Origin of the sequence: Cobetia sp. 3AK (genome assembly GCF_029846335.1) — a bacterium.
Taxonomy (GTDB): Bacteria; Pseudomonadota; Gammaproteobacteria; order Pseudomonadales; family Halomonadaceae; genus Cobetia; species Cobetia marina.
Genome location: NZ_JARWKR010000017.1, coordinates 1 through 21,982, shown reverse-complemented (window position 1 = coordinate 21,982; position 21,982 = coordinate 1). Strand labels below are relative to the sequence as shown.

Sequence of the window (21,982 nt, the reverse complement as noted above, 5' to 3'; positions counted from 1 at the left end):
GCGACGGCACAAGGAGTACAGCATGCCCGACTATCAGGCGCCCTTGCGCGATATTCGCTTCGTGATGAATGAGCTGCTCGACTACCCCGCGCATTACGCCCGCCTGCCGGGTGGCGAAGATGCCAGTGATGACATCGTCAGCGCGATTCTCGAGGAAGGGGCACGCTTTGCCAACGAGGTGCTGACGCCGCTCAACCAGTCGGGCGATCTCGAGGGCTGTACCTTCGAGGGGGGAGAGGTGAAGGCGCCGCGTGGCTTCAAGGCCGCCTATCAGCAGTATGTCGAGGGCGGTTGGCCGAGTCTGGCAGCCTCACCGGAGCACGGTGGCCAAGGCCTGCCGCCGTCTTTGGCGATGGTGCTCTCGGAAATGGTCGCCTCCGCCAACCTCTCGTGGGGCATGTATCCGGGGTTGTCACATGGCGCGATGAACGCCCTTGAGCATCATGGCAGCGAGGTGCTCAAGCAGACCTATCTGACCAAGCTGGTCGAAGGCCGCTGGACCGGCACCATGTGCCTGACCGAACCGCACTGTGGCACGGATCTGGGGCTGATCAAGACCCGCGCCGTGCCACTGGATGACGCCGATGGCAGCAAGGGGTACGCCATCAGCGGTACCAAGATCTTCATCTCCGCCGGCGAACACGATCTCTCGGAGAACATCGTGCATCTGGTGCTGGCCAAGTTGCCGGACGCGCCGGAAGGCTCACGCGGCATCTCGCTGTTCGTGGTGCCGAAGTTCCTGCCGGATGCCAGTGGCGAGGCCGGAGAGCGCAACGGTGTCAGCTGTGGCTCCATCGAGCACAAGATGGGCATTCACGGCAACGCGACCTGCGTGATGAACTTCGACTCCGCGATCGGTTATCTGGTCGGCCCGCCGCACAAGGGGCTGGCCTGCATGTTCACCATGATGAATGCCGCGCGGCTTGGCGTGGGCATCCAGGGCGTGGCGCTGGCCGAAGCCAGCTTCCAGAATGCGCTGAGCTATGCGCGAGACCGTCTGCAGATGCGAGCTCTCTCGGGGGCCAAGGCGCCGGAGAAGGCAGCCGACCCGATCATCGTGCACCCGGACGTACGGCGCATGCTGCTGACCCAGAAGGCCATCGCCGAGGGCGGACGCATGCTGGTGATGTACGCCGCCCAGCTCAATGATCTTGTCGAGAATGCGTCGGACAGCGAAGAGAAGACTCGTGCCGACACGCTGTTGGGCCTGCTGACGCCCATCGTCAAGGCCTTCCTGACCGAGACCGGCTTCGAGGCGACCAACCATGGGGTGCAGGTGTTCGGTGGCCACGGCTTCATCCAGGAGTGGGGCATGGAGCAGTTCGTGCGCGATGCGCGCATCACGCTGCTCTATGAAGGCACCACCGGTATCCAGGCGCTGGACCTGCTGGGACGCAAGATCCTGATGAGCCAGGGCGAGTCGCTCAAGGTCTTCACCAAGGAGATCCACAAGTTCTGTCAGGCCAGCGAAGGCAGCGAATTTGCCTCGCCACTTGCGGAGCTCAACCGCGAATGGGGTGAGCTGACCATGGCGGTGGGCATGGGGGCGATGCAGGACCGCGAGGCGGTCGGTGCTGCCAGTGTCGATTATCTGATGTATGCCGGTTACGTCACGCTGGGCTACCTGTGGGCGCGTGCCGGTGAGACCGCCAGAGCCGCGCTGGCATCTGGCACGGGGGACGCGACCTTCTACCAGGCCAAGCTGGATACCGCACGCTTCTACTTCCAGCGCATCCTGCCGCGTACCCAGGGGCACGCCGCGATGATTCGTGCCGGCGGCGAGACGCTGATGGCACCTGCGGTGGAGGGCTTCGGCAGCGGGTTCGAGATCTGATCTCACGTCCACACGCTGAATTCGGTCTGTTTGTCAGGCAATCATGTGCCTCCAGTCAGTGCGCTCTGACTCGGATTTCTCGGGGAGACTTCGGTCTCCCCTTTTTTGTGGCGGGTCATTCCTGCACGGGTCGCGCCGGTCTGCAGAACATTCTCTTCTCTTTGTGTCCTGCGCTTGGCTTGTGACGGTCAGACGCCCAAGATAGTCGCAGTGACAGCCTGTCCCTCCCAGTGCGCGGGAGATGACATGCGGGACTCAATTTGCAGTAACTGACAGGATAGGTGGCGCAGGATGCAGGCTAACGATACCCCTGAAGAGGCCGCGCAGGAGTCAGGGCGGTCCTCCCGCTCTGAGCAGGCCTCATCGAGGCCCGAAGTGCCGAGCAGTGAGGGCGGCGACGACGCGCATGACATGATGGTGGGTGAGCCTAGCGGTGTCAGCGAGGGCACTTCCGCCGAGGAGGCCGTGGCACGCATGCAGGTGCCGCGAGACGAGCGTCAGCAGGAAGCGCTGGAGCTTTCCGGGCGTTCTCGCCATGTCCCCAAGGTCCGCAAGGCGCTGGAGATCCATCCGCTGCTGGTCGGCATGGCCGCGCTGGTGGTGATCATCGGTGGCCTCAAGATGGCGGCAGACCTGGTGGTCCCCCTGCTGATGGCGGTGTTTGTCGCGGCGGTCTGTGATGCGCCGGTGCGCTGGCTGGCCCGACACGGCATCGGCCAGCGTTTCGGGGTGCCCATCGTCATCCTGACGGTCTGCATCCTGTTTTCCTCGCTGGCGGCCTTGCTGGTCTCACGCTTCACCCTGTTCAGCGATGAGATGCCCAAGCTGGAGGAAAGCCTGCGGGAGCAGTATCAGAGCATGCTGGAATGGCTGGCGGGCCACGGCGTCTCCATCGCGCCGGCGCGCTTCAGTGAGCTGGTGGATCCGGCATCGCTGACACAATGGGTGCCCAACCTGCTCACCGGGCTGGGCGGCCTGCTGTCTTCCAGTGTCATCATCGTGCTGACGGCCACCTTCCTGTTGTACGAAGCCCTGTCGCTGCGCGACAAGCTGATCACCACCCTGCGCAGCCCGCATGTCAGTCTGCGCCGCTTTACGCTGTTCTCGTTGACGCTGCGACGTTATCTGGCGGTCAAGACGTTGATCAGTCTGGTGACCGGTGCGCTGGTCGGCATCAGCTGTCTGGCACTGGATGTGGAGTTCGCCTTCCTGTGGGCCACGCTGGCCTTCTGCCTCAACTACATTCCCAATATCGGGTCGGCGCTGGCCGCGGTGCCGGCAGTATTGCTGACGCTGGTGATGCCGGAGGGTGGGGCAGTCAAGGCGTTGATGCTGGGCGGCTGCTACCTGGCGATCAATTTCATTCTCGGCAACATGATCGAGCCGCGCGTGATGGGGCGGACGCTGGGGCTGTCGACACTGGCCGCCTTCCTGTCACTGGTGGTGTGGGGCTGGGTGTTCGGCCCGGTGGGGATGCTGTTGTCGGTGCCGATCACCATGACGCTCAAGATCGCCTTCGACTCGCACCCGGGCACGCGCTGGGCGGCACGCCTGCTGGGACCCTCCGCCAGACGCATTCGACGTCGCCGACGCATGGCGGAGGAATAGCGCGTCGGCAAGGCGTGTCTTCGCGGGCTCGATGAGCCCGCGCCCCCCTGAATGCAGAAGGGTATGCAGAAGGCCCCGTCACGTTGAGCGTGACGGGGCCTTCTGGTGTTCATCTCGTGCCTGGTGACTGCCGGGGCAGCCACCTTCGAGCGGACCGGTTTAGAGGTTCTGCTCGATGAACTGGCTCAGTTGTCCCTTGGACTGGGCACCGACCAGCGAGGCGACCTTGGCGCCGGACTTGAACAGGATCACGGTCGGCACGCCACGCACGCCTTGCTCGGCGGCGATTTCCGGTGCGTCATCGACATTGACGTTGACGATCTTCAGGCCTTCGCCCTTCTCGTTGGCGACTTCCTCGACGACCGGCGCCATCATCTTGCACGGGCCACACCAGGGCGCCCAGAACTTCAGCAGTACCGGGGCTTCAGCGTTGAGAACTTCCTGTTCGAAGTTGGCGCCGGTGACATCGACGTGATTGGACATCTTGTTTCTCCAGGGGATTCGTTTCGCTGTCTGCGGCATTGCCGGACATGCAGGCTGCGTCCGATGGTAGCGCCACTTTCCATCACTGACAAATGGGCATTGTCCATCGACTCAATAGCACGGGGTTATGATCGTTGGTATTTTTATAGCTGTTTTATTGGTTGGAGGGAATAGCCACGCAGCAGGCAATCACGATTGCCTGCTGCGACATTGGTCTGGATTACGCGTGCAGCAGCAGAGGAAGGGCGGGATCAGAAGAAGGCGTAGCGGATGCCAAGCCCCAGCAGCAGGGTGGTGAGCAGCCCCTGCAACAGGCTGCCGGGCATGTGGCGCGTCAGGCGTGCGCCAAGGCTGATGGCAGGCAGGGAGCCGACCAGCAATGCGCCGAGCAGCAGGAAATCGACATTGCCCAGCCATAGATGCCCCAGGCCTGCGACCAGTGTCAGTGGCACGGCGTGGGCGATATCGGTGCCGACGATGCGTGCGGTGCTCAGAAGCGGGAACAGCATGATCAGCACGGCCGCCCCGAAGGCACCGGCGCCGACGGAGGACAGGGTGACGCATACGCCCAGCACGATGCCCGACAGCACGGTCAGCGGTGCCGCATGCCGCACGATGAAGCTTTCCGGACTGATCAGGCCCAACAGACGTTTCTTGAACAGCAGCACGCCGGCGGTGAGGATCAACATCACGCCCAGCATGCCCTTGATCAGGCCTGCGTAGGCGGTGGGGTCCGTGAAGAAGGCATGCAGCACGCCGATGGTCACCAGCGCGGCGGGGATGGAGCCCAGGGCCAGGCGACGGGTGATGGTCCAGTCCACATGCCCCTGGCGATGGTGCGCGAAGGCACCGCCGGCCTTGGTGATGGCGGCGTAAAGCAGATCGGTACCGACCGCGACATGCGGCGGAAAGCCGAACATCAATAGCAGCGGTGTCATCAGTGAGCCACCGCCCACGCCGGTGACACCGACCGCAAAGCCCACTCCGGCGCCTGCCAGTACGTATAGCAGCAGCTGTGTGACATCCATCCCTTGTCTACCCCTTGTCAGGTTACTGCCGTCAATCTACTCTTGACTGTATATTCCCGAAAGGAATCATTGTTCATGATTTTATCGCCCGATCATCTTAGCAGGGTGAACGGCCATGTCCGGGCCACTGTCGCGCTCTCCCGCGTCGACGGGGCTTCTCAGGAGAGTGAAGTCGCATGAAACTCCAGCAGTTGCGTTACATCTGGGAAGTGACCCGACACAATCTGAACGTGTCAGCGACCGCTCAGAGCCTCTATACCTCACAGCCGGGGATCTCCAAGCAGATTCGTCTGCTGGAGGATGAGCTGGGCGTCGAGATCTTCGCGCGCAGTGGCAAGCATCTGACGCGCGTGACGCCGGCGGGTGAGTCGATCGTCGAGCTGGCAAGCCAGGTGCTGCGCACGGTGGAGAACATCAAGCATGTCGCGCAGGAACACAGCGATGATCGCCGTGGCAGTCTGGCGATCGCCACCACCCACACCCAGGCACGCTATGCCCTGCCGCCGGTGATCGCCGATTTCACGCGCAAGTACCCGGATGTCGCGTTGCACATGCAGCAGGGCACCCCGAAGCAGATCGCCAACATGGTCAGTGAGGGGCAGGCCGATTTCGCCATCTGCACCGAGTCGCTGGAGCTGTTCAACGACCTCATCCTGCTGCCGTGCTACCGCTGGAATCGCTGCGTGCTGGTGCCGAAGGATCACCCACTGGCCAATGGCGAGGAGCTGACCCTCGAGACACTGGCCAGCTATGCGCTGGTCACCTACACCTATGGCTTCACCGGGCGCAGCCAGCTGGATGATGCTTTCAAGTCACATGGCCTGGCACCCAATGTCGTGCTGACCGCCTCGGATGCCGATGTCATCAAGACCTATGTGCGCCTGGGCATGGGCATCGGCATCGTCGCGCACATGGCGGTGGACGAGGTGGCGGACGAGGACCTGGTGGCGCTGGATGCGACGCATCTCTTCGACAGCTCGACGACCAAGATCGGCATTCGTCGCGGCACCTTCATGCGCAGCTACATGTTCGAATTCGTCGAACGCTTCGCGCCGCACCTGACACGCGATCGTGTCGAGGCGGCACTGGCCGCCGGCCCGCGCCACGAGCACGAGATCTTCCACGATATCGAGCTGCCGGTGCGCTGAGTGCCGGTGGGCTGAGTGCCGCTCGCCTGATCTGCCATTGCGCAAATGAAAACGCCCGCCTCCTGAGAGGCGGGCGTTTTGCGTGTGACCGGCAGGATCAGTGCGCCAGGTGCAGGCCACACTCACGGTTGTCTTCCGCCTTGGTCGGGTCGACGTAGTCGAACTCGTTGGGCAGGTCGTGGGCGACCAGATACTCGTGCATCTGCTTGGAGGACCAGTGGAGCACCGGTGCGACCTTGATCAGGCCATCGCCGTTCAGCGAGACCGGCTGCATGCCGGCACGGAAGGCGGTGTCACTGGCGCGCACGGCGGTGAACCACATCTCGGGGTTCAGCTCACGCAGGGCGCGCTCGAAGGGCTCGAGCTTCACTTCGCGGGTGAAGGCTTCGTGGCGCGGGTCATCGATATGCGGCGTGAGGCCATCGACGGCTTCACGGTGCGCGCGGGTACGCTGCGGCAGATAGATGATGCGATTCAGATTCAGCTTGCGCGTCACCTCATCGGCGAAACGATAGGTGGCATCGGTGTTGTAGCCGTTGTCCATCCACACGATGGGGATGTCAGGACGGAAGCGCGTCACCATGTGCAGGATCACCGCCTCGAAGGGGCGGAAGTTGGTGGTGCAGATGGCGTGCTTGTCCAGCGACAGAGCCCAGCGAGTCAGGGCTTCGGGGTCGTTGCCGAATTCGGCATTGATGCGGGCGAGATCGAAGGTATCGGACATGAGGAGTCTCCAGAACGAGGGCACGTCCGATGGAGCGGGGCGCAGGGCTGATCAATGGCCAGGAAAGGCCATCAGCAGAGGCGGGTAGCGCTCAAGGAGACGTGCAGGAATGCGCCTACCCTATCAAAGGCGGGCACTGCTTCCCCAATACGAATTCGTTCGATCGTTATATGCCATCGAGTTATGGCGCTCATGACGCTTTATAACGCCACCTGTCAGCCGAGCGCTTCCATCAGTCGCTGGATCTTGGCCAGGCTTTCGCGGTATTCGGCCTCTTCCTCGGAATCGGCGACCAGGCCGCCGCCGCCCCACAGGTGCACCTGGCCCTCGGCGATCACCGCCGTGCGGATCGCGATGGAGGTATCCATGTGCCCGCGGATGTCCAGGTAGCCGAGGCTGCCGCAATAGGCGCTGCGGCGAACCGGCTCCAGCTCCTCGATGATCTGCATGGCGCGGATCTTGGGCGCGCCGGTGATGGAGCCGCCGGGGAAGGCGGCGCCAAGCAGATCCAGCGCATCGCGCCCTTCCTCCAACGTGCTGGTGATGGTGCTGACGGAATGGTGCACGTTGGCGTAGCTCTCCAACGCGCACAGCGATGGCACCTTGACGCTGCCGGGCGCGGAGACACGCCCCAGATCATTGCGCAGCAGGTCGACGATCATCACGTTCTCGGCGCGGTCCTTGGGACTGGCCAGCAGCTCGGCGGCCAGTCGGGCGTCCTCTTCCGGTGTCGCGCCACGTGCGCGGGTGCCCTTGATCGGCTTGGTCTCGACCGCGCGGTGATTGACCTCGACGAAGCGCTCCGGCGAGACGGAGACGATCGCCATCTCCTCGCCCTTGGCGTCCTGCCAGCTCAGATAACCCGCATAGGGCGTCGGCGTGGCCTGACGCAGGCGCAGGTAGGCATCCCAGCTGTCGCCACTGCAGTCGGCGGAGAAGCGCTGGGTCAGGTTGATCTGGTAGCAGTCACCAGCGTGCAGATACTCCATCACCTGACGGAAGCGTTCGCCGTAGCCCGCGCGATCCAGCAGCGGCGCGAAGGGGGTGTCGAGGGCGAAGTCGGCGCTGCTCGGCGCCGGTTGCTCCAGCCATTCCAGCACCTGCCTGCGCCGTTGGGGCGAGGCGATCAGCCAGCTCTGCTGACGCTGATGATCACTGATCAATGCCCAGTCGTAGAGACCGAGCCGCGACCAGGGCAGGGCGATGTCGTCCTCGGCCGTGGCGGGCAACGTCTCGAGTGCGCGGCCGAAGTCGTAGCTCCAGTAGCCCAGCAGGCCGGCGATGAACGGCAGGTCCTCGGCGCTCAGGTCATGCTGGGCGAGCTCTTCGCCCGCCAGCGTCTGCGGCAGCAGGGTCAACAGCTGGCGCTGGGCCTCGATCACCGGCAGCCGCGCGAGGCGCTCCAGTGCTTCACTGAACTGGCTCAGGTCACGCATCAACTCCGGCAGCGGGCCGGTGAGCTTGCCGCCGTGCGCGCCTTGTTCCAGCACGGCCAGCGGGTCGCTGCTGATGATGTCGAAGCGACCGCCGGCCAGTGAAGGCTGGCCGCTGTCGAGCAGCACGGCGTCGGGGCGCGTACGCAGGCGTGCGAAGCGCGACAGTGTGGAGGCCTCGTCCTCGGCGGCGAGGGCGTAGGGCAGGGCAGTGATTTCGAGCGAGATGGTCATGACAGCTTCCGTTGGCGGACAGGGCATTCTAGGCATCCAGACGCGTTTTGTCCGCCCATGCGTGCGGATTCCGATGAGGGGCTGTCCTTGTTGGCTTGCCGTTCTCCCGTGCGCTGATTAAGGTGCCTGCCTCTGAACGCCCTGCGCCGTCATCGACGACTGCCCCGACGCGTGTGCTGACGTTCGCCCAGTCCTCTTGCCCAGTCGCTTGCCCAGCCCCTGGCACCCTACCGGAGCCCTGCATGCATCCCGAGTTCGAACATGGCCAACATCTGCTGTCACGTCCTGACCAGACCCTCTTCTGGCAGCGTCTGACGCGTCGTGAATCAAATGGTGGGCGTCGCTTGCTGATGCTGCACGGCGCCGGGGTGGCCGGCACGCTGACCTGGGCGCCGTTGGTCGGGCATCTCACGGCCCATGACGAGCTGATCATTCCTGACCTGCGCGGCATGGGGCAGACGGTGTCACCCGATGGCGGTGAACCTCCCTTCACCCTCGAGCAGGTGGTCGAGGATGTGATGGCCTTGATCGAGACGCAGCGCATCACGCATTTCGACCTGATCGGTTACAGCTTTGGCGGGCTGGTCGCCATGCGTCTTGTCCAGCGTCTGCGCGCCGAGCGCCCGGAGGTGAAGGTCGGCGACATCAGCCTGCTGGAACCGGCACTGCTGGAGCGCGAATGCCACGCCACCATGATCCAGGTACGCGATGGCTACGCCGAGGCGGCGCATGCGATGCGCGAGGCGGCAAGCCCCGAGGCGGGGATCACCGCGTTCCTCGACCTCATTTCCCCGCATCGCACGCGCAACCCGCGTGCCGAGCGCATGATGGTGGCGCGTCTGGCGCATCGCCATCTGGGCTTCGCCAATGCCCTGGACTGTGTCACGCATGCCGTGCGCGAGATTGACCGCGAGGCCCTGCTGGCTGACGTGCTGGCGGCAGGCGGCGAGGTACGCAGCTTGGTCGGCGGCAAGAGCCCGCAGACCCTGCGCGACTATCACAGCCTGCTGGCCGAACGTCATGCGGGTTGGCAATCGCTGGAAATCCCCGGCACCGATCACTCGCTGCCCTTCCAGAAACCCCGCCGCATCGGCGCGGAGCTCAGCTTCGTATAAAACGCGTGATTGTCGACAAGCCGACCGATGAACGGTCTGGCATTGAGACGAAAGACGCCCCGTCAGCCTGTGCTGGCGGGGCGTCTTTCGTCTCGGCCGCTACCGGCTGGAGTGCCTCTGGCCTGGCGGTGTGTGAAGACTGGCATGGCGGCGTCTCAGGCGGTTCGTCCTTGTTCTGGCAGCCTTTTGTCCAGCGCATGCCAGCTCTCTTACGCCAAAGGTGTAGAGGATTTGGCGGATTGCATCTTGACCCACTCAGGCTCGCTGGCTAGTCTGGCAGTCATTGAATGATTGTCGACAATGGTGCTGAAAGTCCCTCATCGCCATTGTCCTGTCTCAGCCCCTTGTCCAGCCGGATTGCCTGACCGCCATGACCACCGATGCCTTTCACAATGCCACCACCGCTCGAAGCCTCGCGCGCGGCGCCACTGCCGAGCAGGCAGGCCACACCGCCTCCGCGAGTGCTCCGACGCCTGAGGTGCGCACCCTGGCCGAGCGCGTCTTCCACCAGCTGCAGGACGCCATCGTGCGCGGTGAGCTGGCACCGGGCAGCAAGATCACCGAGCCGGGGCTGGCGCAGGCCTATGGCATCTCGCGTGGCCCGCTGCGCGAGGCGATGCGTCGTCTCGAGGTTCATCGCCTGATCGAGCGTGTGCCCCACGTCGGGGCGCGGGTGGTCAAGCTCTCGATGACCGAGCTGCTGGAGCTGTTCGACGTACGTGAGGCGCTGGAGAGCATGGCCGCGCGTCTGGCGGCGCGGCACATGACGCAGGAGGAGGTCACGCGGCTGCGCAGCGTGCTCAAGACCCACGAGCAGCAGTCGGACCTCAAGACCGGTACCGCCTACTTCCAGAAGGAAGGCGACCTCGATTTCCACTATCAGATCGTGCTCGGCAGTCACAACCACATGCTGATGACGATTCTCTGTGATGACCTCTATTACCTGGTGCGCATGTACCGCACCCAGTTCAGCGCCAGTGGATCACGCCCGCAGAAGGCCTTCGTCGAGCATCATCGCATCGTCGATGCCATCGAGTCCGGCGATGAGGAACTGGCGGAGCTTTTGATGCGCCGCCACGTCAGCGCCTCGCGGGAGAACGTCGCCCGCCGCTATGCCGCCACGCTCAAGGAAGAGCAGGGCGAGGAGTGAACTGCCACACCGCTTGCGACCGGATCACCCCCAACAATTCCAACCCCGTCATGGGCCCAGCCCGGGAGATGTCATGTCACGCCATCTGAGTTCCACCGCCTTGCCAAGCCCCGGCGCCCGCTTCCGCGCGGCGCTGGAAGCCAACCGTCCGCTGCCCATCGTCGGCACCATCAATGCCTATACCGCCATCATGGCCGAGCGCGTCGGGCATCAGGCGATCTACCTGTCCGGTGGTGGCGTGGCCAACGCCTCCTACGGCCTGCCGGACCTGGGCATGACCAGCATGAATGACGTGCTGGAAGATGCGCGCCGCATCACCGCCGCCAGCGAGCTGCCGTTGCTGGTGGACATCGATACCGGCTGGGGCGGCGCCTTCAACATCGCACGCACCATTCAGGAGATGGAGCGCGCCGGCGTGGCGGCCGTGCATCTGGAAGACCAGGTCGCCCAGAAGCGTTGTGGACACCGTCCCAACAAGGCCATCGTCTCCAGCCAGGAGATGGTCGATCGCATCAAGGCCGCTGCCGATGCGCGTCGTGATGACAGCTTCTATCTGATCGCGCGCACCGATGCCTTCCAGAAGGAAGGGCTCGAAGCCGCCGTCGCACGTGCCAACGCCTGTGTCGAAGCCGGTGCCGACGCCATCTTCGCCGAGGCGGTGCATACCCTCGAGGACTACCGTGCCTTCTGTGAGGGCGTCGACGCGCCGATCCTGGCCAACATCACCGAATTCGGCGCCACGCCGCTGTTCAACCAGCGCGAGCTGGGCGATGTCGGCTGCCGGATGGTGCTCTATCCGCTGTCTGCCTTCCGCGCCATGAACGCCGCCGCCCTCAAGGTCTACCAGAACATCCACGACAAGGGTGATCAGAAGGATGTCGTCGATGACATGCAGACCCGCATGGAGCTCTACGACTTCCTCGATTACCACACCTTCGAGCAGAAGCTGGACACCCTGTTCGAGGCCGAAAGCCGCAAGGATTGATGCCAGACGCTCGAGACGGACGCCATGTCTCGCCTCTGGAGGTCATCGGCTTCACGGGCCGGCACTCTCGGCCCGACCGTTTCTCCCTCGCTGGCAGACGCCTGGCCGGCGAGGGGCTTGACGCTTTATGCCCTACAAGAAAAAGAACAACTCAATGACGTCACTGCCAAGGAGATCACGCCATGTCAGATACCATCGCCAACCCGACCACCGCTACTTCGAGCACCAGCGCCCCCAGTGGTCTACGCGGCCAGAGTGCCGGTGAGACGGCGCTGTGCACCGTCGGCAAGTCCGGTTCCGGTCTGCGCTATCGCGGTTACGACCTGGAAGACCTCGCCAGTCACGCAGCCTTCGAGGAAGTTGCCTATCTGCTTCTCAAGGGCAAGTTGCCCAATCAGGCGGAGCTGGATGCCTACATTGCGCGCCTCAAGGGGTTGCGGGGTCTGCCGGACGCCTTGAAGGCGGTGCTTGAGCAGATTCCGGCCAGCGCTCACCCGATGGACGTGATGCGTACCGGGTGTTCGATGCTCGGCAATCTGGAGACGGAAGAGAGCTTCGAGGAGCAGTCCGATCAGGCCGACCGCATGCTGGCCGTGTTCCCGTCGATCATCAATTACTGGTATCGCTTCAGTCATGATGGCGTGCGCATCGACACCGAGACCGATGATGACTCCATCGGCGCGCACTTCCTGCACCTATTGCATGGCGAAGCCCCCAGCGAGTTGCATGCTGCGGTGATGAATACCTCGCTGATCCTCTATGCCGAACACGAATTCAATGCCTCGACCTTCACCGCACGTGTCTGCGCCTCGACGCTGTCTGACCTGCACTCCTGCGTGACGGCAGCCATCGGCTCGCTGCGCGGACCGCTGCATGGCGGTGCCAACGAGGCGGCGATGGCGATGATCGAGCACTGGCGCTCACCGGAGGAGGCCGAGCGCGAGATTCTCGGCATGCTGGAACGCCGCGAGAAGATCATGGGCTTCGGCCATGCCATCTACCGTGAGCGTGACCCGCGCAATGCCATCATCAAGGAGTGGTCTCGCAAGCTGGCGGACGATGTGGGCGATACGCAGCTCTACGCCGTCTCCGAGCGCGTCGAAGCCGTGATGTGGCGCGAGAAGAAGCTGTTCTGCAACGCCGACTTCTTCCACGCCAGCGCCTATCACTTCATGGGCATTCCCACCAAGCTGTTCACGCCGATCTTCGTCTGTTCACGCCTGACCGGCTGGGCGGCACATGTCTTCGAGCAACGCGCCAACAATCGCATCATCCGCCCGAGCGCCGATTACACTGGCCCGGAGCACTGCGATTGGCTGCCCATCGAGCAGCGCGACTGACCCTTTCCTCGGCCAGTCAGCGTGCTGGCCGATCGTTTTCCTGATCGCCTGATGAGTCCGGATGCCCATGAATACCGAGTATCGCAAACCCCTGCCTGGCACGGCGTCACCGGGTACCCCGGTCGACTACTTCGATGCGCGTGCCGCCGTGGAAGACATCGCCCCCGGCGCCTACGCCGGTCTGCCCTATACCTCACGCGTACTGGCCGAGAACCTGGTGCGCCGCTGCCCGCCGGATCAGCTGCGTGACAGCCTCGTGCAATTGATCGAGCGTCGGCGTGATCTCGATTTCCCGTGGTACCCCGCGCGCGTCGTGTGTCATGACATCCTCGGTCAGACCGCGCTGGTGGATCTGGCCGGCCTGCGTGATGCCATCGCCGAGCGCGGCGGAGACCCGGCCAAGGTCAATCCGGTGGTGCCGACCCAGTTGATCGTCGACCACTCGCTGGCGGTGGAACATGCCGGCTTCGACAAGGACGCCTTCGCCAAGAATCGCGCCATCGAGGAGCGTCGCAACGAGGACCGCTTCCACTTCATCGACTGGACGCGTCAGGCCTTCGAGAACATCGACGTGATCCCGCCGGGCAACGGCATCATGCACCAGATCAATCTGGAGCGGATGTCGCCGGTGATCGAGTCGCGTGCCGATGAGAAGGGCCATCAGGTCGCCTTCCCGGATACCCTGGTAGGCACCGACAGCCACACGCCGCATGTCGATGCGCTGGGCGTGATCGCCGTCGGCGTCGGTGGGCTGGAGGCCGAGAGCGTGATGCTGGGGCGTGCCTCCTACATGCGCCTGCCGGACATCATCGGCGTGCGCCTCACCGGGCGTCCGCAGCCGGGCATCACCGCCACCGACATCGTGCTGGCGCTGACCGAATTCCTGCGCGCCGAGAAGGTCGTCTCCTCCTATCTGGAATTCTTCGGCGAAGGCGCGGCCAGCCTCACCCTGGGTGATCGCGCCACCATCTCCAACATGACGCCGGAGTACGGCGCCACGGCGGCGATGTTCTCCATCGATCAGCAGACGCTGGATTACCTGACCCTGACCGGACGCGAGCCGGAGAACATCGCGCTGGTCGAGCGTTACGCACGCGAGACAGGCCTGTGGGCAGATGAGAGCGGCCATATCGAGGGCGCGGTGGAATATGAGCGCGAGCTGACCTTCGATCTGTCCTCGGTGGTGCGCACCCTGGCGGGGCCCTCCAATCCGCACAGTCGCGTGCCGACCAGCGAGCTGGCCGCGCGCGGCATCTCCGGCGTGGTCGAGCATGAACAGGACGAGGACGGGCGTGACCTGATGCCGGATGGCGCGGTGATCATCGCCGCCATCACCAGCTGCACCAACACCTCGAATCCGCGCAACGTCATTGCCGCAGGGTTGCTGGCTCGGCGCGCCAATGCGCTGGGACTGACGCGCAAGCCGTGGGTCAAGACCTCGCTGGCGCCGGGCTCCAAGGCGGTGCAGCTGTATCTGGAAGAAGCGGAACTGCTGCCGGAACTCGAGCAGCTCGGCTTCGGCATCGTCGGCTTCGCCTGCACCACCTGCAACGGCATGAGCGGTGCGCTGGACCCGGCGATCCAGCAGGAAATCATCGAGCGCGATCTCTATTCCACCGCCGTGCTGTCCGGCAATCGCAACTTCGATGGCCGTATCCATCCCTACGCCAAGCAGGCTTTCTTGGCCTCGCCGCCGCTGGTGGTCGCCTACGCCATCGCCGGCACCATCCGCTTCGATATCGAGAAGGACGTTCTGGGGCATGCGCCGGACGGCTCGCCGATCATGCTCAAGGACCTGTGGCCGAGCGACGAGGAGATCGACGCCATCGTCGGCTCCAGCGTCAAGCCGGACCACTTCCGTCAGGTCTATATCCCGATGTTCGAGGCCAGAGATGACCGCGATGCCTCCACCAGTCCCCTGTATGACTGGCGCGAGATGAGCACCTACATCCGTCGTCCGCCGTACTGGGAAGGCGGCCTGGCCAGCGCGCCGACGCTCACCGGCATGCGGGCACTGGCGGTGCTGGGGGACAACATCACCACCGATCACCTGTCGCCCTCCAATGCCATCATGGCCAGCAGTGCGGCGGGCGAGTATCTGGCCGCGATGGGCCTGCCGGAGGAGGACTTCAATTCCTACGCCACCCACCGTGGGGACCACCTCACTGCACAGCGGGCCACCTTCGCCAATCCCAAGCTGATCAATGAGATGGCGGTGGTGGAAGGGGCAGACGGCAAGCGCGAGGTCAAGCAGGGCTCGCTCACGCGTCTGGAGCCGGAAGGCAAGGTAGTGCGCATGTGGGAGGCCATCGAGACCTACATGCAGCGCAAGCAACCGCTGATCATCATCGCGGGTGCGGATTACGGCCAGGGCTCGTCGCGTGACTGGGCGGCCAAGGGCGTGCGGCTGGCGGGGGTCGAGGCCATCGTCGCGGAAGGCTTCGAGCGTATCCACCGCACCAATCTGGTCGGCATGGGCGTGATGCCGTTGCAGTTCGCCGCCGGTACCACGCGCAAGACGCTGGCGCTGGATGGCAGCGAGATCTACGCCGTCGAGGGCGAACCGGCCCCGGGGGCAGCGCTCACGCTGGTGATCGAGCGCACCGCCGGCGACAAGGCAGGCCAGGTCGAACGCGTGCCGGTCACCTGTCGCCTCGATACCCGTGAGGAGGTCTCCATCTACTCCGCGGGCGGTGTGCTGCAGCGCTTCGCTGAAGACTTCCTCAGCTCACAGGCACCGGGCGAGACGGTGGCGGAGGTATCGGCATGAGCCAGCAGGCACAGCTCAGGATTCCCGCCACCTATCTGCGTGGCGGCACCAGCAAGGGCGTGTTCTTCCTGCGCGATGAACTGCCGGAAGCGGCGCAGGTGCCGGGCCCGATGCGTGACGCCCTGTTGCTGCGCGTGATCGGCAGCCCCGACCCCTACGCCAAGCAGATCGACGGCATGGGGGGCGCGACCTCCAGCACCAGCAAGACGGTGATCATCAGTCGCAGCGAACAGCCGGATCATGACGTCGACTACCTGTTCGGCCAGGTCTCCATCGACTCGCCCTTCGTCGACTGGAGCGGCAACTGCGGCAACCTCTCGGCGGCGGTCGGGCCCTTCGCCATCGAGAAGGGCCTGGTGCCGGCCGAGCGCCTGCCGCGTGACGGCATCGCCGAGGTGCGCATCTGGCAGGCCAACATCGCCAAGACCATCATCGCGCGCGTGCCGATGTGCGAAGGGCGCGTCCAGGAAACCGGCGACTTCGCCCTGGATGGCGTGACCTTCCCGGCCGCCGAAGTGGCGGTCGCCTTCCGCGATCCCGCCGCGGGTGAGGGCAGCATGTTCCCCACCGGCAATGTGGTCGATGCGCTGGAGGTGCCGGAATCGGTGGCCGCTGGCGGGCAGATCCAGGCGACCCTGATCAACGCCGGCATCCCGACCATCTTCGTCAATGCACGCGACCTCGGCTATCAGGGCACCGAGCTGCAGGAGGCGATCAACTCGGACGGCGAGGCGCTTGCGCGCCTCGAGACATTGCGCGCCCACGGCGCACTGCGCATGGGACTGATCAAGGATCTCGCTGAGGCGGCCACGCGGCAACACACCCCCAAGGTCGCCTTCGTGGCGCCGCCGGTGGATCACGTCGTCTCCAGTGGTCGCGAGATCAAGGCAGGCGAGATCGATGTGCTGATTCGCGCCGTGTCGATGGGCAAGCTGCACCACGCCATGATGGGCACCGCGGCTGTCGCCATTGCCGCGGCGGCTGCGGTACCCGGCACGCTGGTCAATCTTGCCGCCGGTGGCGGAGCCGAGGCTGAGTCTGGGGCCGGGCAGAATGGCGCGGCGCGTGACTCGGTGTGCTTCGGACATCCCTCCGGCACGCTCAGGGTCGGCGCGAGTGCCCATCGGCAGACAGAGGCAGGGCAGGTCAGTGATGGCCAGCAAGGCAAGGGCGAGTGGACCGTCAGTGAAGCCGTGATGAGTCGCAGCGCGCGTATCCTGATGGAAGGCTGGGTGCGGGTGCCGGCGGAGACCTTGGTGCGCTAGCGCCGGCATTGGCAGGCGATGGTCTACTGTCAATATATCCCTCTTGATATCCCTCCTACGGCATCTCGATGAAAGCCGGCCTGGCATGCACATGTGCAGAGGGCCGGCTTTTGCGTCTCTGTGGTATGTGTGCAGGCGGTGGGGGGAGTACAGGTGTGACGGGAGTCGCATGCGGGCAAAGACGATCCACGACAGGAGGTCATGTATGAACACGCCATCCTCTGAACAGACGGATGAAAGCCGTCTCAGCGCCAATCAGGCCAGCGCCAATCAGCGCCCGGACTATGACCCGGAGCTTCAGCAGATCGCCGATTATGTGCTGGGGTATTGCGACGACCCCCCTGTCGCGAATGCGGATGCGGATTCGAATGTGGACGGTCTGGCCGGCAAGCACGAGCGCTCAGGTCCCTCGGCAGAGGCGATGGACACCGCTCGTCTGTGTCTGATGGATACTCTCGGCTGCGGCATCCTGGCGCTGCGCTTCCCGGAATGCACCAAGCATCTCGGGCCGCTGGTGGCCGAGACGCTGGTGCCGCATGGCGCGCGCGTGCCCGGCACCGCCTTCAGTCTCGATCCCGTCAAGGCGGCATGGGACATCGGCTGCACCATCCGCTGGCTGGATTACAACGACACCTGGCTGGCGGCGGAGTGGGGGCATCCCTCGGACAATCTCGGCGGCATTCTGGCGGTGGCGGATCATCTCTCGCGCCAGCGTGTCGCTCAGGGCAAGCCACCCCTGGTGATGCGCGATGTGCTGGAGAGCATGGTGATGGCGCACGAGATCCAGGGCGTGCTGGCGCTGGACAACAGCTTCAATCGCGTCGGTCTCGACCATGTCATGCTGGTCAAGGTGGCGACCACCGCGGTGACGGCGCGCTTGATGGGGGCGAATCGTGAGCAGTTGCTGTCGGCGCTGTCGCACGCCTTCGTCGATGGCCAGAGCCTGCGCACCTATCGCCATGCGCCCAACGCGGGCTCGCGCAAGAGCTGGGCGGCGGGGGACGCCACCTCACGCGGCGTGCGGCTGGCGGACATCGCCCTGCGTGGCGAGATGGGCGTCCCCGGTGCCCTCAGTGCGCCGCAGTGGGGCTTCAATGATGTCTCCTTCAGTCATGGCAACCGCGATCTCGCCCTCAAGCCTGAAGGCGAGCGACGTCTGGCGCTGGCGCATCCTCTGGGCAGCCATGTGATGGAGAACGTGCTCTTCAAGGTCTCCTTTCCGGCCGAATTCCATGCCCAGACCGCCGCAGAGGCCGCCATCCAGCTCCATCCTGAGGTGCGCGACCGGCTCGAGGAGATCGAGCGCATCGAGATCACCACCCACGAATCGGCGATCCGCATCATCTCCAAGCAGGGCGCGCTCGCCAATGCGGCGGACCGCGATCACTGCCTGCAATACATGGTCGCGGTGCCGCTGATCTTCGGGGAGTTGAACGCGGATCACTATGAAGATGGCTTCCATGCCGCTCACCCGGAGATCGACCGGCTGCGTGACAGGATGATCGTCAAGGAAGAGGCGCGCTTCACCCGCGAGTATCTGGAAGCCGACAAGCGCTCGATCGCCAATGCACTGCGGGTGGTCTTTTGCGATGGCAGTGCCACCGAGCAGGTGACGGTGGAATACCCGCTGGGACATCGCCGGCGGCGTGAAGCGTCGCTCGTTCCGCTCGAGGACAAGTGTCGGGCCAATCTGGCCACCTGCTTCCCGCCCTCGCGTTGCGACACCCTGATGGCGTTGCTGGCCGATCGCGAACGACTCGACGCACTGCCCGTGCACGAGTTCATGGCGCATTGGGTGCCGTGAGGCTGCCAGCCGCATGATGTCCCGTTGGCAATCAGTCATCCAATTGACTGGTGCCGTCATCCGGTATGGGTAAACTGGAAGCGGATTGCACAGGACGATCGACTGGGGCGCTTGCAAAGACTCGCCGAAGAGCGGGGCAACGCCTGCCGAGTCTTCATTGCAGAGGCTTCATTACAAGGGGACGCATTCATGAAAACATTTCTGCTGCTGGGCGGAATCGCGCTGATCGTCATCTACGTGATCTCGATCTACAACAAGCTGGTCAGTCTGAAGGCGCGCTTCGAGAATGCCTTCGCGCAGATAGAGGTTCAGCTCAAGCGGCGCTATGACCTGATTCCCAATCTGGTCGAGACGGCCAAGGGCTATCTGAGCCATGAGCGTGGCACCCTGGAAGAAGTGATCAATGCCCGCAACAAGGCGATGGCGGCCTTGAATGCCGCAGCGGCGCACCCCGGCAGCATGGACAAGCTGGCCAGTCTGGCCGGCGCCGAGCAAGGGCTGGCGGCGAGTCTGGGCAAACTGGATGTGGTGGTCGAGGCCTATCCGGAGCTCAAGGCCGACCAGACCATGAGCGACCTGATGGAAGAGCTGACCGCCACCGAGAACCGCGTCGCCTTCGCGCGTCAGGCCTACAACGATGCCGTCACCGATTACAACGTCTATCGCCAGAGCTTCCCGCAGGTGATGTTCGCACCGACCTTCGGTCATCGCAGTGATGCAGGCCTGTTGGCCTTCGATGACAGCGTGAAGATTCGTCAGGCCCCCGATGTCAGCTTCTCATGAGCCGACCGACGGATGCTTTCTCCTCAGCGGCTTTCCGGCTGTGATTCTGGTTCGGTAGATGGCGGGCGCGAATGAATTTCTATCACGAGCAGGACAGCGCGCGTCGTCGAACGCGGCTATTGCTGCTGGCCTTCACGGCCATGTCGCTGGTGGTGTCTCTTGCCGCCGGCGCCGTGGTGCATGTCGCGATCAGCAGTTTCCTGGGGCGCCCGGCCACCACGACGTTTGAATATGTCTGGCCGGTGGCGAGCATCATCTTCCTGTGCAATGCACTGGTCGCGGCGCGTGAGCTGCGGCGTCTGCAGCAGGGCGGTGCGATGGTGGCGGCACGCCTGGGTGGCAAGCTGGTGGATGTCGAGACGCAGGACTCGAGCGAGCGGCGGGCACTGAATGTGGTGGAAGAGATGGCGATCGCCGCCAACCTGCCCACGCCGCAGCTGTTCCTGCTGCCGCATGAGGCGATGATCAATGCTTTCGCGGCGGGCTATCGGCCACATGATGCGGTGATCGCGCTGAGTCGCGGGGCGTTGGAGCAGCTGGATCGCAACGAGCTGCAGGGCGTGGTCGCTCACGAGTTCGCCCATATCGCCAATGGCGATATTCGTCTCAACCTGCGTCTGGCGAGTGCAGTCCACGGCCTGGTGTTTCTCTCCGAGGCGGGGCGCTTCCTGATGGGGGCAGGGCGCATCGGCTTCGTGTTGGGCAGGGCGCGCTCCTCCGGTTCCGACAGGAAAGGCGGCATGCCACAGCTGATGCTGGTGGGTGTGGCGCTGTGGTTGCTCGGCAGTCTCGGCGGGCTGGGAGGGCGGCTATTGCAGCGCGGGGTCGCGCGCTCACGCGAATATCTCGCCGATGCCAGTGCGGTGCGCCTGACCCGCTTCCCGGATGGCATCGCGTCTGCGCTCAAGCGGATTGGCGGCATGGGATGGCGGGGCCGCATTCAGCATCCACGCGCCATGACCTACAACCATCTCTTCTTCGTCGAAGCGCGCCCGCCATGGCTGACAGGCTGGTTCGACTCGCATCCTCCGCTGGATGAACGCATCAAGCGCTTGGAACCTCGCTGGGACCGGCAGTATCTGAGTGCGCGCCAGCAGCCGGTGCATACCTTCGAGCAGCAGGGCCCCATCGGGGCAGACGTGCTTGGCGGGGTCATGGCGGGTATCGCCGGCGCGGTGGTCACGGGGGAGCTCTCGCGCTCACGAGGAGAACTCGAGAGCCTGACGCTGTCGAGGTTTCTCTGTCCGCAGCTGGTGGTGGCGATGATCGCCCCCTTGGAGCTGACCACGCGTGGTGTCTGGCTCACCGAGCTTGAGCGTCAGCATGACTGGCTGGACGGCAAGCGGGCGCGTGAGGCACGGCGCAGGCTCGAGTCCTTGCCGCGGGTCGAGTGGATCCCCTTGCTCAACCGGTTGATACCGCGCTGGCGGGAAGCGGATGAGCGCGCGCATCGCATGCTCAAGGCGCAGACACCCCCGCAGGACATGTTCGTCTGGTGTCTATGGCAACTGATGCTGGAATCACTGGACCCGCGGATCGATCGCAAGAGCGACTCGCTGGCCCTGCAGCAATGCCAGCCGGCCTGTCAGCACTGGCTCGTGCTGATGGTTGGACTCATCGACGATGAAGCACTGCGCAAGGACATCTTCCTGGACGCCAGTGCGGAACTTGGTCTGGCGCTGGAGTATCCGCAGTCGCAGTCGGGTGGGGATAACCCTGCGCTGCGCTGCCGTCATCTCACGCAGCTGGCACACCTGCGCCCCATGGACAAGCAACGCTGGTTCGCGGCGCTTGCTCAGGTAGTGCATGCCGATCAGACACTGGCCGATGAAGAGGTGGCCTTGCTGACACTCTTGGCGCGCGTCATGCAGCTGCCGGAAGCACGCCTGGAAGCCGCTCTCGAGATGCAGTCGCAGTCTCGTGGCGGATGGCGGGCGCAGCCGGTATCCCGGCCGGCGGAAGGATGACGCCTTGAGTGGCCACGTCCGTGACAGCGTGATGACAATCTCTTGAAAAAGCCCTTGTGCTCAGCCCGGATCGTGCGTAAAGTACGCATCCGCTGCCGGGGACGCATGGCGTTACCAGCGGTGAAAGAGGTTTGCAGGTGATTGTTTTGTTTGATGTTTTTGAAGTCCGCTTCCAAATCATCGATTGACAATCCCGGGCGATTCGCTAGAATACGCCGCACTCCTTACGGAACAGGTGATCGAGCAACGCTCCTCACCGCTGGATGATGCTTAGAGGCAGTCGATTGACTCATCATCAAGTGCTTGACTTC

At 64.2% G+C, this 21,982-nt stretch carries 16 protein-coding genes; 12 read left to right on the top strand and 4 right to left on the bottom strand.

What is annotated here, in order from left to right; genetic code table 11:
* Positions 1-22 precede the first annotated feature (22 nt).
* Positions 23-1,834, top strand: coding sequence for an acyl-CoA dehydrogenase C-terminal domain-containing protein (locus tag QD228_RS16780; RefSeq protein WP_279876109.1), 1,812 nt, complete (start codon positions 23-25; stop codon positions 1,832-1,834).
* Between the two features lie 375 nt (positions 1,835-2,209).
* Complete coding sequence (locus tag QD228_RS16775; protein ID WP_254696415.1) at positions 2,210-3,442, top strand: AI-2E family transporter; 1,233 nt, start codon at positions 2,210-2,212, stop codon at positions 3,440-3,442.
* Between the two features lie 159 nt (positions 3,443-3,601).
* On the opposite strand, the gene trxA is transcribed toward QD228_RS16775, so the two are convergent.
* Both trxA and QD228_RS16765 read right to left on the bottom strand, forming a co-directional pair.
* Positions 3,602-3,925: a thioredoxin gene (gene trxA / locus QD228_RS16770; protein WP_043333971.1), complete on the bottom strand. Its 324-nt coding sequence runs from the start codon at positions 3,923-3,925 to the stop codon at positions 3,602-3,604.
* Between the two features lie 251 nt (positions 3,926-4,176).
* Complete coding sequence (locus QD228_RS16765) at positions 4,177-4,953, bottom strand: sulfite exporter TauE/SafE family protein (RefSeq protein ID WP_077379302.1); 777 nt, start codon at positions 4,951-4,953, stop codon at positions 4,177-4,179.
* A gap of 176 nt (positions 4,954-5,129) precedes the next feature.
* Here QD228_RS16765 and cysB point away from each other — a divergent pair, with 176 nt between their 5' ends.
* Positions 5,130-6,101 (top strand): HTH-type transcriptional regulator CysB, encoded by a 972-nt coding sequence (gene cysB / locus QD228_RS16760; RefSeq protein ID WP_077379304.1) that lies wholly within the window; start codon positions 5,130-5,132, stop codon positions 6,099-6,101.
* 97 nt (positions 6,102-6,198) lie between these two features.
* On the opposite strand, the gene QD228_RS16755 is transcribed toward cysB, so the two are convergent.
* Both QD228_RS16755 and pabB read right to left on the bottom strand, forming a co-directional pair.
* A complete protein-coding gene (locus QD228_RS16755; RefSeq protein WP_077379306.1) occupies positions 6,199-6,825 on the bottom strand; it encodes a phosphoadenosine phosphosulfate reductase family protein in 627 nt (208 codons plus the stop codon).
* Positions 6,826-7,040: 215 nt separating this feature from the next.
* Positions 7,041-8,492 (bottom strand): aminodeoxychorismate synthase component I, encoded by a 1,452-nt coding sequence (pabB, locus tag QD228_RS16750; protein ID WP_279876108.1) that lies wholly within the window; start codon positions 8,490-8,492, stop codon positions 7,041-7,043.
* A 242-nt stretch (positions 8,493-8,734) separates the two neighbouring features.
* Between pabB and QD228_RS16745 the strand changes: the two genes are divergently transcribed.
* The 9 genes from QD228_RS16745 to QD228_RS16705 all read left to right on the top strand — a co-directional run bounded on the left by QD228_RS16745 (position 8,735) and on the right by QD228_RS16705 (position 21,671).
* A complete protein-coding gene (locus QD228_RS16745; RefSeq protein WP_279876107.1) occupies positions 8,735-9,607 on the top strand; it encodes an alpha/beta hydrolase in 873 nt (290 codons plus the stop codon).
* Between the two features lie 370 nt (positions 9,608-9,977).
* A complete protein-coding gene (locus QD228_RS16740) occupies positions 9,978-10,757 on the top strand; it encodes a GntR family transcriptional regulator (protein WP_279876106.1) in 780 nt (259 codons plus the stop codon).
* A 73-nt stretch (positions 10,758-10,830) separates the two neighbouring features.
* A complete protein-coding gene (prpB, locus tag QD228_RS16735) occupies positions 10,831-11,742 on the top strand; it encodes a methylisocitrate lyase (protein ID WP_077379313.1) in 912 nt (303 codons plus the stop codon).
* A gap of 182 nt (positions 11,743-11,924) precedes the next feature.
* Positions 11,925-13,082 (top strand): 2-methylcitrate synthase, encoded by a 1,158-nt coding sequence (prpC, locus tag QD228_RS16730; RefSeq protein ID WP_077379315.1) that lies wholly within the window; start codon positions 11,925-11,927, stop codon positions 13,080-13,082.
* Between the two features lie 67 nt (positions 13,083-13,149).
* Positions 13,150-15,852 (top strand): Fe/S-dependent 2-methylisocitrate dehydratase AcnD, encoded by a 2,703-nt coding sequence (acnD, locus tag QD228_RS16725; protein WP_279876117.1) that lies wholly within the window; start codon positions 13,150-13,152, stop codon positions 15,850-15,852.
* A complete protein-coding gene (prpF, locus tag QD228_RS16720; protein ID WP_279876105.1) occupies positions 15,849-17,117 on the top strand; it encodes a 2-methylaconitate cis-trans isomerase PrpF in 1,269 nt (422 codons plus the stop codon). Before acnD ends, prpF begins: the two co-directional genes overlap by 4 nt.
* 205 nt (positions 17,118-17,322) lie before the next feature.
* Positions 17,323-18,921: a bifunctional 2-methylcitrate dehydratase/aconitate hydratase gene (locus QD228_RS16715; RefSeq protein ID WP_279876104.1), complete on the top strand. Its 1,599-nt coding sequence runs from the start codon at positions 17,323-17,325 to the stop codon at positions 18,919-18,921.
* Positions 18,922-19,110: 189 nt separating this feature from the next.
* Positions 19,111-19,704: a LemA family protein gene (locus QD228_RS16710; RefSeq protein ID WP_077379321.1), complete on the top strand. Its 594-nt coding sequence runs from the start codon at positions 19,111-19,113 to the stop codon at positions 19,702-19,704.
* Between the two features lie 71 nt (positions 19,705-19,775).
* Complete coding sequence (locus tag QD228_RS16705; RefSeq protein ID WP_279876103.1) at positions 19,776-21,671, top strand: M48 family metallopeptidase; 1,896 nt, start codon at positions 19,776-19,778, stop codon at positions 21,669-21,671.
* Positions 21,672-21,982: the final 311 nt, after the last annotated feature.

Bases quoted from the DNA above. Each gene is read 5' to 3' on its own strand.
- QD228_RS16780 (WP_279876109.1), top strand. From the start codon at position 23: ATGCCCGACTATCAGGCGCCCTTGCGCGATATTCGCTTCGTGATGAAT.
- trxA (WP_043333971.1), bottom strand. From the start codon at position 3,925: ATGTCCAATCACGTCGATGTCACCGGCGCCAACTTCGAACAGGAAGTT.
- QD228_RS16765 (WP_077379302.1), bottom strand. From the start codon at position 4,953: ATGGATGTCACACAGCTGCTGCTATACGTACTGGCAGGCGCCGGAGTG.
- cysB (WP_077379304.1), top strand. From the start codon at position 5,130: ATGAAACTCCAGCAGTTGCGTTACATCTGGGAAGTGACCCGACACAAT.
- QD228_RS16755 (WP_077379306.1), bottom strand. From the start codon at position 6,825: ATGTCCGATACCTTCGATCTCGCCCGCATCAATGCCGAATTCGGCAAC.
- pabB (WP_279876108.1), bottom strand. From the start codon at position 8,492: ATGACCATCTCGCTCGAAATCACTGCCCTGCCCTACGCCCTCGCCGCC.
- QD228_RS16745 (WP_279876107.1), top strand. From the start codon at position 8,735: ATGCATCCCGAGTTCGAACATGGCCAACATCTGCTGTCACGTCCTGAC.
- QD228_RS16740 (WP_279876106.1), top strand. From the start codon at position 9,978: ATGACCACCGATGCCTTTCACAATGCCACCACCGCTCGAAGCCTCGCG.
- prpB (WP_077379313.1), top strand. From the start codon at position 10,831: ATGTCACGCCATCTGAGTTCCACCGCCTTGCCAAGCCCCGGCGCCCGC.
- prpC (WP_077379315.1), top strand. From the start codon at position 11,925: ATGTCAGATACCATCGCCAACCCGACCACCGCTACTTCGAGCACCAGC.
- acnD (WP_279876117.1), top strand. From the start codon at position 13,150: ATGAATACCGAGTATCGCAAACCCCTGCCTGGCACGGCGTCACCGGGT.
- prpF (WP_279876105.1), top strand. From the start codon at position 15,849: ATGAGCCAGCAGGCACAGCTCAGGATTCCCGCCACCTATCTGCGTGGC.
- QD228_RS16715 (WP_279876104.1), top strand. From the start codon at position 17,323: ATGAACACGCCATCCTCTGAACAGACGGATGAAAGCCGTCTCAGCGCC.
- QD228_RS16710 (WP_077379321.1), top strand. From the start codon at position 19,111: ATGAAAACATTTCTGCTGCTGGGCGGAATCGCGCTGATCGTCATCTAC.
- QD228_RS16705 (WP_279876103.1), top strand. From the start codon at position 19,776: ATGAATTTCTATCACGAGCAGGACAGCGCGCGTCGTCGAACGCGGCTA.